At 70.2% G+C, this 11,830-nt stretch carries 11 protein-coding genes; 2 read left to right on the top strand and 9 right to left on the bottom strand.

Translation table 11 applies throughout. The features are described from left to right. Window positions 1-172 precede the first annotated feature (172 nt). Complete coding sequence (locus QC826_RS10570; RefSeq protein ID WP_279765563.1) at window positions 173-463, top strand: CopG family ribbon-helix-helix protein; 291 nt, start codon at window positions 173-175, stop codon at window positions 461-463. Window positions 464-572: 109 nt separating this feature from the next. Next, window positions 573-740, top strand: a complete 168-nt coding sequence (locus QC826_RS10580; protein WP_279765564.1) for a type II toxin-antitoxin system RelE/ParE family toxin — start codon at window positions 573-575, stop codon at window positions 738-740. Window positions 741-901: 161 nt separating this feature from the next. Here QC826_RS10580 and QC826_RS10585 read toward each other — a convergent pair whose 3' ends face one another. The 9 genes from QC826_RS10585 to QC826_RS10625 all read right to left on the bottom strand — a co-directional run bounded on the left by QC826_RS10585 (window position 902) and on the right by QC826_RS10625 (window position 11,821). After that, window positions 902-1,042 (bottom strand): hypothetical protein, encoded by a 141-nt coding sequence (locus tag QC826_RS10585; RefSeq protein ID WP_279765566.1) that lies wholly within the window; start codon window positions 1,040-1,042, stop codon window positions 902-904. A gap of 286 nt (window positions 1,043-1,328) precedes the next feature. Beyond that, window positions 1,329-2,075 carry an FHA domain-containing protein gene (locus QC826_RS10590; protein ID WP_279765567.1) on the bottom strand — a complete coding sequence of 249 codons (747 nt, stop codon included), beginning with the start codon at window positions 2,073-2,075 and terminating at the stop codon, window positions 1,329-1,331. An 11-nt stretch (window positions 2,076-2,086) separates the two neighbouring features. Beyond that, window positions 2,087-2,848, bottom strand: a complete 762-nt coding sequence (locus QC826_RS10595) for a hypothetical protein (protein ID WP_279765569.1) — start codon at window positions 2,846-2,848, stop codon at window positions 2,087-2,089. A gap of 172 nt (window positions 2,849-3,020) precedes the next feature. Continuing rightward, a complete protein-coding gene (locus QC826_RS10600) occupies window positions 3,021-4,016 on the bottom strand; it encodes a PP2C family protein-serine/threonine phosphatase (RefSeq protein ID WP_279765570.1) in 996 nt (331 codons plus the stop codon). An 88-nt stretch (window positions 4,017-4,104) separates the two neighbouring features. Then, window positions 4,105-4,635 (bottom strand): SH3 domain-containing protein, encoded by a 531-nt coding sequence (locus tag QC826_RS10605; RefSeq protein WP_279765571.1) that lies wholly within the window; start codon window positions 4,633-4,635, stop codon window positions 4,105-4,107. A 14-nt stretch (window positions 4,636-4,649) separates the two neighbouring features. Then, on the bottom strand, window positions 4,650-6,419 hold the full coding sequence (locus QC826_RS10610; protein WP_279765572.1) for a hypothetical protein: 1,770 nt from the start codon (window positions 6,417-6,419) through the stop codon (window positions 4,650-4,652). Beyond that, window positions 6,389-9,160 (bottom strand): FtsW/RodA/SpoVE family cell cycle protein, encoded by a 2,772-nt coding sequence (locus QC826_RS10615; RefSeq protein WP_279765573.1) that lies wholly within the window; start codon window positions 9,158-9,160, stop codon window positions 6,389-6,391. Before QC826_RS10615 ends, QC826_RS10610 begins: the two co-directional genes overlap by 31 nt. After that, window positions 9,157-10,203, bottom strand: a complete 1,047-nt coding sequence (locus tag QC826_RS10620) for a protein kinase domain-containing protein (RefSeq protein WP_279765574.1) — start codon at window positions 10,201-10,203, stop codon at window positions 9,157-9,159. Before QC826_RS10620 ends, QC826_RS10615 begins: the two co-directional genes overlap by 4 nt. Before the next feature lie 118 nt (window positions 10,204-10,321). Next, the gene (locus QC826_RS10625) at window positions 10,322-11,821 is read right to left on the bottom strand and encodes a helix-hairpin-helix domain-containing protein (protein WP_279765575.1); all 1,500 of its coding nucleotides are present in this window, start codon (window positions 11,819-11,821) and stop codon (window positions 10,322-10,324) included. Between the last annotated feature and the right edge of the window lie 9 nt (window positions 11,822-11,830).

Genomic DNA, 11,830 nt, shown 5'->3' on the forward strand with positions numbered 1-11,830 from the left:
CAGTTGTCTCGGTTCGTATTGACATTGTCAAACTCGACCTTCTTGGTCTGGCATCCACCGGCATTCGATATACAGATCTATGTGCATTCGACGACAACGGCCGCCTCCAAAGCGGTTGCCACGGCAAAGTATGATTAGGTAATACCTATCATTCACCGACAGGAGAAGCACCATGACTGCCGCCGTTGCCCGCCCCATGTCGGTCAAGCTTGACCCGGACACGCGCGCCCGTCTAGAGCACTTGGCGGAGTCCCGCCGCAGAACCCCGCACTGGATGCTGCGCGAGGCCGTCGCGCAGTACCTCGAACGCGAGGAAAAGCGTGAATCCTTCCGCCACGATACGCTCAAGGCATGGGAGGAGTATCGGACCACCGGGCTGCATGTCACGGCTGACGAGGCCGACGCGTGGCTTGCGCAGCTTGCCGAAGGCAACGATATCGAACCGCCTGAATGCCACGTCTGATCTGGTCGCCGCTCGCGTTGCGCGACGTGCAGCGCATCTACCGCTTCTTAGCGGGCAAGAATCCTGGCGCCGCAAAGCGTGCCGTTCAAGCCGTCCGGGAAGGGGGAGGGTGCTGGGGCATCAGCCGCAGATTGGCCGCCCCATTGATGGCATGGCGGAGGTCTACCGGGAATGGCAGATCGACTTTGGCGACAGCGGCTATGTGGTGCGCTACCGCACGGCGCCCGATGCCGTCATCGTTTTGGCTGTGCGTTACCAGAAAGAAGCCGGAGACTGAGGCAATTGTCGCCTATGTGAACGATAGGCGGCAATCGCGCCAAAGCGGACTCATAGGGCATAGATGTCCAAAGTAGTGGTGACCGGCGCTGTGCGGCTTTATCGCCCAGCGTACAGTGCGTGCAGGACACGTGGTCGACCGCCGGGTTAACGCCCCCCCTATCATTTATTTTTTGGGGGATTGCTAGATTTACTAGGTTTCAGGGATGGTGTATTCCCTGGTGTGGTTTTGTTATCACGGCGGCGCTGATCCGGCAGCCCTGTTGATTTTGCTATCGGCTTTGGTCCTGGTTTAAGTGCCATGAATGCTCTCCTTTGTGGTTCAAAAAATTGCAGTTTATGCTTACCTTCCAACGTAAAGCGGACGTTAAAATGACGCCTTTGAGATTTCCAGTATGACGCAATAACACACTTTAAGCTAGCTTTACCGGGCTAAACTGGACTGTGGTGAACTTTAGGCGTCCCAACGTCATGAGCATTGTCTGCTTGTGGCCGATGGCCGATATTGCGGTAGACGGATTGCAAAGCACCGCCACATCCCAGCCAGCAACGGGGGACGATCATCGTCAAATAGAGATGTCACGACCTGCTAGGCGGTCGACAGGTCGTGTGCGCCGACGGTGCTGTAGAGGTCGCTGGCGCCGGTGCGGATGATCCAGTGCTCGGGATACGGCTCGCTGGCGAAGCGCTTGTGCTTGGCCATGCGGCTGAGCTGGGTGAGGGCGGTGGCGGGCGCCAGCGCGGTTTCCTTGCCGCTGAGCTGGTCGAGGTGCCAGAAGCCGCCGTCGCGGTGTAGCAGCAGCGGCAGGCCGGCGGCGTTGGGCGTGGTGGCGAAGGGCGCCATCGGGTAGCCCGGGTGGGTCTCCGGCGCCAGCAGGTAGAAGCATTCGGCCTGCGCGCCCTGGTCGATGCGGTGCAGGACCACGCCGTGCGGCATGATGGCCGACACCGACAGCACCACGATGCCCTTGATGCTGGCGCTCAGTTCGATGCGCATGCCGAGCCGCAGCGCGGTCGGCTTGTGCTTGCCTGGCCACACGCCGTCCAACAGGATGCCGTAGCGCGACACGTCCTCGATCTCGAAGCCGTGGCCGGTGCGGCGGATCACGGCGTGGCGGCCGGACAGGCGGCGTGTCAGGCCGTTGTTGTCCTGGCCGGCGTCGCCGTAGTGGCTGAGCAGAACGTCGGCCTCGGGGTCGACCAGCTCGAAGCGGCCGAACACGCACTCGTCGAGCGCGAACAGGCGGATCTGGCGCTGCGCGCCGGCCTCCGGCGCGGCGTTGACCAGGCTGGCGGCGCGGCTGGGGTGGGGGTGCAGCGCGGCCGAGGCCGGCATGTCGATCTCGATCAGGGTCCCTCGTCCCAGGCGATGGTGGAAAAGCCCATGTCGACCTTGCCCTGCGGCGCGCCCAGGTCGAGGTGGGCGATGCCGGCGTTGCGGGCGGTGACGTCGATGTCCATGCTGGCGCCGCCCTGGGCGTTGACGCGGGCGATCGAGGCGTCGTCGGCCATCACGCGCACGTTCTTGTGCGTGCTGAGGAAGATGCGGTGGATCTCGGTCAGGGTGGCGTCAAGCCGGGGCACCAAAATCACGAAGGTGCAGACCCAGGTGCGCGCGGCCAGCGCGGCGTGGCGGCTGAGCAGCTCCATGCTGATCTGGTACTGGCCGTGCTCCTTGCCGCGCGAGGAGAATTCGACGAAGACGGGGCGCCAGTCGCCGCTGGTGGAGCGGACGAACTGCTGGCGGGCGGCGCCTTCGGGGATCAATTCGGACTGCAGTTGCAGCGTCAGTTGCGGCGCGCAGCCTTCGGGCATGCCGCGCAACTCCATTTTCAAGGTCTGGCGGCCGCCGGCGGCGCGCGGGTCGAAGCCGCTGATGTGCAGCTGCGGGCGCTCGGACTGGGCGCGCTGCATGGGCCGGGCGTAGCCGGCGGGGGAGGGCGCGGGGGCGCTTGTTTCGGTCGGTGTGCTCGGGACGGCCGGACGCGCCGCGACCGGGTTGCCGGCGCGGGCGGAGCGCAATGCGCTGAGCAGATCGTAGCTGGTGACCGGGGCGGTGCGTGCCGCTGGCTGGTCGTGGCCGCCCGCGCAGGCGGGCTCCCCAGGCATGACCCAGTACGTGCAGTGCGGGTGATCCGGGTTACTGCATTTTTTCATGACGTTCTGACCGACGAGATAAACAAGAGTTTATGCGTTTTTGCCGGTCTTTGGCAATCGGCCGCTCAATCGGGCTGCATATATTTTCGCAATGGCAGCATTCCGGCCGCCCGCGCAACATCTGTCATGATGAAAGTGGCTGGAAACGGGCGTTCGGCAGTGCCGTTTCGTCAACATTCGCCGGCGCGGCGAAACGCAGGACGATGGCGCTGACGTTATCGATATGCAAGCCAGGCGGCGGCCGCTGGGCGAACTCGTCGAACAATTGGCCGAGCACGGCGCTGGCGTCCTGTCCCCGTTGCGCCAACAGCTCGGGCCAGCGCTCGGTCCAGGCCTGCGGTTTGGCGCAGGCCCAAAAACCGTCGGTGGCCAGCAGGTAGACGGCGCCGGCGCGCGGCACCAGCGCGCGGCGGTCGGCCAGGTGGCGCAGGAAGGTGGGCAGGCGCGCCGAAGTCAAGGCGCACAGGCCGTCGTCGAGCACCTGCGGATTGGCGAAGGCGTTGCCGAGGATGAAGGCCTGCGAGATCTGCGCGCGGTGCTCGCCGTGTACCTGCTGCCACCACTCCTGCGCGCCGAGCAGGCCGTGCAGGGCGAAGGCGGTGGCCGGCACGTGGTCCACCGTCAGCGGCTCGGCGGCCTCCGGGGTGATCTCGTAGAGCCGTGAGTCGCCGACGTGGTAGAGCAGCGGCGCCTGGCCGGGCGGGATCTCGATCAGCGTCAGCGTGGTGCCGGGGCGGCGGAAGTCGTCGTGGTCGGTGGCGCTGCGGAAGTGGCTTTGCAGCGCGCCGTGCAGGGCGTCGAGGCGGGTGGCCAGTTGTTCGAGCGTGGCGCAGGCGGGCACGCCGAGCAGGCCGTGGGCCACCGCCTCGGCGGCCTGGCGGCCGTTGCCGTGGCCGCCCATGCCGTCCATCACGGCCAGGCGCACGTGGCCGGCCGGCCAGCCGTCCAGCTGCGCGCTGCACTCGGCCTGGTCGCGCAGGAAGACGGCGCGGCCGCGCCCGTCGATCAGCAGGATGTTGTCCTGGTTCTCGGGCACCTGCAGCTTGCTGATGCTGGCGTCGCTGCGGGCGGCGATGTCGAGGCCGGGGCCGAAGGCCAGGGTGTCGGTCAGTGAGGTCATCGTGGGCGGCGCGCGTCCGGTCGTGGCGAATGGCCACAGCTTAGCCGAAAAACCGCGCAGCGCGGCCATCGCGCTGGAGTATGTTTTTTCATTCACCGCTACTCCGCAGCCACAGGCTGTTGGCCCAGCCGACTCTATCCTCGCCGCCGACGCGGGCGCGCACCTGCCACCAGTCGCCGTCGCGCCGGCCGGTCGGCGTGACGCTGGCGCCGGCCGGCACCGTCAGCAGGCGCGCCGTCTGCACGCCGGCCGCCTGGCGCAGGTTCAGGTCGCGGTGCACCTGGAAGGGCCGGCCGGCGATCGGCGCGCCGGCCGGGGTGGTAGTGGGCGGCGCGGTGGCCGCGACCCGCGTCGTCGATGAGGGGGACGGCGTCGGTGTGCTGGTCGCGGCGGCAAGCGCCGGCGTGCTGGCGCCGCCGCGCGTGGCGAGCAGGATCAGGCTGCCGAAACCCCAGGCGCCGACGACGAGGATCAGCAGGGCGCGCGCGTTGGGGCGTTGCCACCAGCGCCGTGGCGTCAGGTAGGCCGCCAGGAACAGCGTCAACAACAGGCCGAGCGCGAAGGCGCCGGCGCTGTAGAGCCGTTCGTAGGGCCAGTCGATGGGCAGGGCGGTGGGCATGGTGGGTTCCCGGTTCAGGCATCGAAGCGCAGCACGTAGTGGCCGGCGACCAGGTGGTGGCCGGGCGGCAGCAGGTAGGGCGCGTCGGCGCTGGCCTCGCCGATGGTGGCGACGAAGCCCAGTTGCTCGTCGAGGTGGTACAGCGCCTGGGTGGCGGCCAGCCGGCCGATCTTGAAGCCCTGCGCCGAGGCCTCGAAGCTGAAGGCGTTGCGCGACAGGCCGATGCGGTCGGCGCTGGCGCCGGCCGGGTCGCCATTGCCGTCCTCGCGTTGCAGGAAGCGGGGCGAGTCGAGCACGCGCAGCGCGGCCAGCATGGCGCTGCCGCGGCCGAAGTTGAAGCGCGCGCCGCTGGCGACGGCGGCGCACACCGGCTGCGGCAGGCTGAGCAGGGCGCAGTAGCGCTCGGCCATGGCGGGGGCGGGGGCCAGCAGGGCGATGGCGCGGCCGTCGACCGGGGTGAAGCTGGCCGGCGCGGCGATGCGCTGGCGGCCGGCGGCGGTGCAGGCGTGCAGCTGGTCGGCGGCGTCGACGACGAAGCTGATGGCCGGCGCGCCGGCGCCGCCCAGGGTCAGCGCCTGGTTGAACGGCAGCTCCAGCGCGCGGGCGCCGGTGTCGTGGTAACGGCTCAGGCGCGGCAGCGCCAGCGCCACCAGGCTGACGCGCTGCTGCGCCAGCGGGGCGTAGGTGGCGTCGCTCTCGCCCGGCTGGTTGAGCGGGCGGTGGCTGGCCGGCACGGCGGTCTGGTCGAACGGGGCCGGCCCGCCGCTGCGGCTGTGCCACACGGCGGGACCGGCGCCGGCCTTGGCGGCGTGCGGGGCGGGCATCACCATCGCGGCGTTCGGTGCGAGCGGCGGCGCTGCGGGAGCGCCGCCGATGGTGGCGCGCTTGGCGTTGGCGCCGGTGGAGGCCGGGAAGGCGGCGTTGATAGCGGTGTTGATCGATGCGCCGCTCGATGCACCAATTGATGTGCCTAGCGATGCGCCAAGCATTGTGCCGGCCTGGGTGGCGCCAGCCGCCAGCGCTGGAATGGACTGGAACTGTTCGGCGCCGCCGGCGTCGGCGGCCGTGCCGACGCGGCCGATCTTGAGCAGCAGGCGGGCGTCGCCGCCGTGTTTGGACTTGATGGTGTAGTGGCCGCCGCGCGGGTCGTAGCGGCAGTCGAAGGCGTCCTTGGGCCGCATCTGCACGGCCGGCGGGCTGTCCGGGCCGTCGTTGATGATGAGGACGGCACCGTCGGCGCCGAAGGGCCAGCCGGCGGCGGCGAAGCTGGCCTCGCCGTCGTCGCCGCCGATCAGGGCCAGGCGCTGGTTGGGGTAGATCGGGCAGACAGGGTGCCACACCGCGCTGTCGCGCGAGACGCTGACGTTGTAGAGGATTTTTTCGTCGGCCGCCGGCAGGTAGACGGCGTGGCCGAACTTGACCTCGATCTGGCCCGGCTCGACGGCTTCGGCGCCGACCACGTCGTAGCGCACCTGGTCGGCGCCGAGCAGGTCGCCGAAGTCCTTCTGGTGCAGCGCGGTCAGGGTCTGCGCCAGGTCGCGGGCGCGGGCGCCGCGCGTCAGGTGGTAGTCGTCGTCGACCTCTTCTTGCGGCAGGATCAGCGTGACGTGGGAGAAGCAGCGCGTGGCGGCGCGGCCCTTGTGCTCGCGCGGGCTGCGTTCGAGCAGGTCGCGCAGCAGCGGGCGGCGCGAGAACAGCGCCAGGCCGGGCGCCTGCCAGATCGCCTCGGCGTTGAAGACGTCCGGGATGCGCCCTAGCACTTCGTGTTGGACATAGATCGGCATGGTTCATTCTCCTCTAAAGATTGCGCGCTGATCGCAGCGAACGAGAGCAGGGGGAGCAGGAAAAACAGCAGGTGGCTGCCGCCGGCCGAGAGGAAGCTCATCGGCTGGCCCATGATGGGGAAGATCGCCAGGTTGGTGCCCCAGGACAGCAGCAGGTGGCCGAACAGCAGCGCGGCGCCGCCGCACAGGGTGAAGTAGCGGAAGCGGCCGGCCCAGGCCTGGCGGAAGCCGCGCGGCGCGGCGCCGGCGGCGTGGCTGCGCGCGGCGGTCCACAGCAGGCCGGCCAGCAGCGCCGCCTGGGCGGTCCACAGCAGCAGCGCGCCGAGCAGGCCGTGGCGGTTGAGGAAGAAGGCCGGCGCGAAGTCGTCCTGCACCGCCGGGATGCGCAGCGCGGCGCCGGCGCCCTGGCCCAGCGAGCGCAGGCCGAGCAGGCCGTCGCCGCCCCACCAGCCACCCTCGGCGATGGCGCGGGCGCCCAGCAGCAGCTGTTGGCCGGTGTGCGGATGGCGCGCCGGCGCCAGCCAGACCTGGAAGCGGTCGGCGTAGAAGCCGCCGTTTTGCGGCCATTGCCCGGCCGAGTCGGCGTCGACATCGATGCTGGCCAGGCGCAGCCAGGCGATGGCGGCCGCCGCCAGCAGCGCCGCCAGCAGCGGCAGCGCCACCAGCAGGCGGTTGCCGCTGGCCAGGCCGTAGGCCAGCATCATCGCCGCGCTCCACACCAGCAGCAGGATCAGCGGCGAGTAGTCGTCCACCTGCACCAGCGCCAGGCCGAGCAGGGCGAGGAACAGCAGGGCCGGCGCGATCAGGCGCAGCCAGCGGGCGCCGTGTTCGGCCAGCCGGCGCGGGCCGCTCTGCCAGCCCAGCCGCAGCGCCAGGCAGTGGGCGGTGAGGCAGGTCAGGGCCAGCTTGGCCAGCTCCACCGGCTGCAGGTCGAACACGCCGGTCTCGTCGCCCCACAGCACCTCGGCGGCCAGGCCGGCCAGCGCCACGGCGGCGAACACCGCCAGCGCCCATTCGGTGGCGCGCTGCGGCAGCAGGGCGCCGCGCTGCGCCGCCCACAGGCGCCACAGGCCGCCCAGGCCGGCGCCGATGGCCAGCAGGGCGCAGCTTTTTTGGTAGTAGCGCAGCCAGGAGACCTCGTTGGCGCCCAGGCCGAGGTCGAGTTGGGACAGCAGGCCGGCCGCCAACAGGACGACGGCGGCGGAGCTGGCCAGCGTCAGGCGGCCGGGCAGGGCCAGCCACCAGAGCAGGGCGCCGCTGGCCAGCAGCAGCGAGCAGGCCGCGCTCGGCGTGCTGCCGGCGCGTTGCAGCAGCAGCGCTGCCAGGCCGCACAGCAGCAAGACGATGGTGCCGAGCCAGGTGAGGCGGGTGCGCCAGGGGCCGGCGTGGATCTGGCCTTGGCCGCTGGCCTGTCTGGCCGGCGGGATGGCGTCGTCGGCGCCGGTCCGGCCTTGCGCTGTGCTTGGCGCCAGGCGAACGGACGGCGCCAGCTTGGACGTCGACACGCCGCGCGCCGCCATCAGGACCGTTGCGGTGAGCAGCGCCAGGCACAGCGCCAAGCCGGCCCACAAACCGCTGGACGCCGGGTTGTGCCACAGCGCGCGCTGGCGCCATTGCCAGTCCACCTGTGCCGGCAACTTGAGCTCGGCCACGTTGAACAGGGTGACGCGGCGGGTCGGTTGCAGGCTCAGTTGTTCCTCCTGCTGGCTGAGCAGCAGGCGGCTGTGGCCGGCGATGATGGCGTGCACGCCGGCCAGCGGCAGCTCCTGCTGGCGCAGATCGGTTTGCCGCGCGCCGTCGAGCAGCAGCACGGCGTCGCGTTCGCCGTCCGGGCTGCCGGCCGACAGTTGCAGCCGGCCGCGCAACGGGCCGTCCGCGCCGGCGCGCGCCAGCAGGGCGGCGCCGGACGTGACGCCGGCCAGCCCGAGCCGGTTGTCGCAATGGACGTTGCCGCCGAAGGCGAGGGCGCGGGCGATGCTCAGCGGCCGTGGCAGCCAGCGGTTCCATAGCGCCAGCGCGCGCGCGGCCAGGTGGGCGTCGGCGCAGGCGGCCAGTGCGTGGCCGTCGCGGTACAGCACGGCGCCGTCGTAGCGCCATTGCACGCCGTTGCGGGTGAAGGCCACCTCGTCGGCGCTGGCCGACAGCACGTCGAAGCGGTGGTGGCCGACCTGGAAGCGCTGGCCGCCGCGCAGCGCCACGCTGCCCATGCGCTGCTCGCCGGCCTCGCCTTGCAGCACCACCTGCTTGGCGGCGCTGAGGTTGCGCAGCATCCAGCCGTCGCGCGGGTCGCGCCGCAGGGTCAGATGGTCCTTGTCGGCCTGCGGCGCGGCCAGTTCGCGCTGGCCCAGTGTGATCGACTCGCCCGGCGCCAGGCGCACCGTCACGGCGGCGGGATGCCAGGCCGGCGGCGCGCGCCACAAGGCCAAGCCTTGCAGGGCGCAGAGCAGCAGGAGCAGGGCGGCGGTGGCCGCCATGGCGGCGTGGCGCCGCGCCAAGGTGGCCATGCCGCCCAAAGCGCCAGACAGCCAGGATAGTGGCAACAGTCCGCCGATCAGCGTCGATGGTCGGGCCGGCGCGCCGGCCGGCAGCGGCAGCCGGACCAGCGCAAGCAGTCGGCCCAAGGCGGCCAGAACGCTTTGTCTGGCCAGCCGGCCCAGCGCAGCCAGCCGGTCCGGCGAGGTGAGCGGGTGGCGCGTCGGTTTGGATGCGCGCGGCGCGGAGCGGATCGGCGTCGCCATCATGCACCCTGGATGCTGCGCCAGGCGTTGCCGGCGGTGGGCCGGCCCATGCCGTGGATGAGCTCCTGCACCGGCGAGGCGCCGCGCGTCGGCAGGCTGCCCTGGATGGCGGCCAGCATGCGGCTGATCTGGATGGCGTGGCGCGGCCGCTGTGCCGGGTCCGGCTGCAGCAGGGCGCGCAGCAGGGCCAGCGCCGGCAGGCGCGCCTGCGGATGGGTTTGGCCGATGCGCTCGGCGAAGTGGCGCTCCTCGTCCGCTTGCAGCGCGGCCGGGATGGCGCCGCCGTGGGCCTGGCGCAGCACGGCGGCGCCGGCCGTGTGGTGGGCGCGGTAGGCCGAGCCGCAGTCGGCGCAGAAGCGCAGCGGCACGCCGCCGGTGACCAGGAAGTAGAACAGCGCGCCGAGCGAGAAGTAGTCGCTGCCGGCGCCGCTGGCGTAGCTGCCGTCGGCGCCGGGGAAGAACTGTTCCGGCGCCTGCCAGTTGGCGGTTCCGGCGTAGGAGTGCAGCGTGGCGCCGCCCAGCTCGCGGTTGGTGCCGAAGTCGGCCAGCTTGACGCTGCCCAGCAGCGGGTCGAGCAGCACGTTGGCCGGCTTCAGGTCGAGGTAGCGCCAGCCGTACTGGTGTACCTTGGCCAGCGCCTGGTTGAGCTGGCCGATCCAGGCCAGCGCGCGGCCGAAGGGCAGGCCGGCGCCACTGGCCTTGAGCGCGGCGACGTGCTTGCCCAGGTCGGTGGCCATCAGTTCCAGCGCCAGCACCGGCAGGCCGTCGTGCCAGCCGCTGTCGAGCAGGCGCACGATGTGCCGCTCGTCCCACGGTTCGAGCGACTGCAGGAAGGCGATCTCGTTGCTGGCGCTGTCGATCCAGCGGGCGCGCTGGGCCGGCAGGGCGCGCGTCATCTGCTCGCGGTTGATCAGCTTGATGGCCACGTCGGGCGTGGCGCGCGGCCCGCTGGCCCGCCAGATCACGCCGTAGGCCGAGCCGGCGATCTGCTCGCGCAGGCGGTAATGGCCCAGCTCCAAAGTGATGATTGCGTCTGCTGTCGTCATGCGGCCCCCGGTGGCGCTGTTCTGTCGCGGCGGGCTAGCGGGGGGATGGGGAAAGCGCGCCGGCGGCGGCCGGCGCTATGGGATGGCGGCGCAGGCGCTATGGGCCGGCGCCGCCGGCCTACTGGTTGACCAGCTGGACGACGAACAGGCGGCCGCTCGGCTTTTTAGACGTCAGCAGCTGGGCGCCGTCGGTCAGCGCGACCTTGCCGCCGACCGGGATCGGCGTCTTGGTCTGCACCTCGATCAAATCGGGCATGCCCTCGTTGACCAGATACCAGACGTTCTGGTGGAAGACGAAGTAGCCGACGCGGCGCTTCTGCTCCTCGCTCAGGCGCTCGTTGGGGGCGATGTCGCGGTCGATATGCCATTGGAACAGCGACTGGTTGGTGTAGACCATCAGCCGGTGTCCCTCGGGGCGGAAGGCGCCCTCCTTGCGCGAGGAGTACAGGTTGAGCACCGGCAGCGGGCCGACGAACGGGGTCTGGCAGAACGGGCAGACCGGCTTGGTCTTGTTGTCGAAGACGAACCACTTTTGCTCGCAGGCGGGGTTGGCGCAGGGTTGCAGCAGGTCGACCGTCTTGACCAGGGCGTTTTCCCACTCGTCGGCGGTGGGCCGCTGCGCCGGGTCGGCCAGGCCGGTGGTGAAGGCGCGCGTGAACAGCTCCGACAGGTAGGGGCCGACGACGTGGTAGGGCAGCCGCGCGGTGTCCTTCCACGGCAGCTCGAAGGCCTTCAGGTTGGCCGTCTTGATGCGGTTGGAGATGTCGGTCGGGTGCTCGACGAACAGCGCGTTGGCGCCCATCGACAGCTCCTCGTCCTTGTGCGGGTCGTTGAGGTCGTGCACCTTGTCGCCGCGCAGCGGGTGGCGGAACAGCAGGTACATATAGATCAGCACGGCCAGCGCGTGGCGGTCGGTGCTGATCGAGGGCAGCTTGCGCTGCGGGTCGTTGCGTTCCAGGTGGGCCGTCATCACGCACTCGGGCGCGATGAAGTCGGGCGTGCCGACCACCTCGGGCGGGAATTTGCCGGGCACCACCAGGCCGTCGATGTCGATCAGGCAGGCGCGCCCGGTGGTCGGGTCGATCAGCACGTTCTTGTAGCTCAGGTCGGAGTGGGCTAGGCCGGCAGCGTGCATGCGCCGCACGGCGCGGGCGATCATCAGGCACAGCTTGATCTGGCGCATCCAGTCGCCCAGCTCGCGCGGGTCGAGGAACTTGTTGCGGTTGGACGGCGAGGCGAACCACTTGCCTTCCTTCTCGCGGCCTTTGATGCCCAGCATGTCGTTGTTGCGCGAGCCGTGCTTGAAGAAGAAGTCGTCCTCGTAGAACGGGGCGACGACGCCGACGCGGCCCTCGTGTTCGAGCATGGTGGTGGGCCAGCAGAACAGCTTTTTCCAATACTCGCCGCCGGGCTGGTTGAGGATGCGCTCGCGGTAGGAGCCGGTGATCATGGCCAGGCGCTCGCGCAACGCGGGATCGGCTGGGCCGCGGAAGAAGGCCACCACGTATTTGCCGGTGGGGGAGAAGTAGACGTCCTTCATGCCGCCCGATGCCTTCACCTCGTCGTAGAACTCGATGGTGGAGCCGTCGGCCGCGGTGACGCTGACTATCTTCGTCATGCCTGTAAC

The organism is Rugamonas sp. DEMB1, from assembly GCF_029834475.1.
GTDB lineage: Bacteria > Pseudomonadota > Gammaproteobacteria > Burkholderiales > Burkholderiaceae_D > Rugamonas > Rugamonas rubra.

What these genes read in the sequence shown, in the direction of transcription:
- QC826_RS10570 (WP_279765563.1), top strand. Translation starts at nt 173, where the DNA reads ATGACTGCCGCCGTTGCCCGCCCCATGTCGGTCAAGCTTGACCCGGAC.
- QC826_RS10585 (WP_279765566.1), bottom strand. Translation starts at nt 1,042, where the DNA reads ATGGCACTTAAACCAGGACCAAAGCCGATAGCAAAATCAACAGGGCTG.
- QC826_RS10590 (WP_279765567.1), bottom strand. Translation starts at nt 2,075, where the DNA reads ATGCCGGCCTCGGCCGCGCTGCACCCCCACCCCAGCCGCGCCGCCAGC.
- QC826_RS10595 (WP_279765569.1), bottom strand. Translation starts at nt 2,848, where the DNA reads ATGCCTGGGGAGCCCGCCTGCGCGGGCGGCCACGACCAGCCAGCGGCA.
- QC826_RS10600 (WP_279765570.1), bottom strand. Translation starts at nt 4,016, where the DNA reads ATGACCTCACTGACCGACACCCTGGCCTTCGGCCCCGGCCTCGACATC.
- QC826_RS10605 (WP_279765571.1), bottom strand. Translation starts at nt 4,635, where the DNA reads ATGCCCACCGCCCTGCCCATCGACTGGCCCTACGAACGGCTCTACAGC.
- QC826_RS10610 (WP_279765572.1), bottom strand. Translation starts at nt 6,419, where the DNA reads ATGCCGATCTATGTCCAACACGAAGTGCTAGGGCGCATCCCGGACGTC.
- QC826_RS10615 (WP_279765573.1), bottom strand. Translation starts at nt 9,160, where the DNA reads ATGATGGCGACGCCGATCCGCTCCGCGCCGCGCGCATCCAAACCGACG.
- QC826_RS10620 (WP_279765574.1), bottom strand. Translation starts at nt 10,203, where the DNA reads ATGACGACAGCAGACGCAATCATCACTTTGGAGCTGGGCCATTACCGC.
- QC826_RS10625 (WP_279765575.1), bottom strand. Translation starts at nt 11,821, where the DNA reads ATGACGAAGATAGTCAGCGTCACCGCGGCCGACGGCTCCACCATCGAG.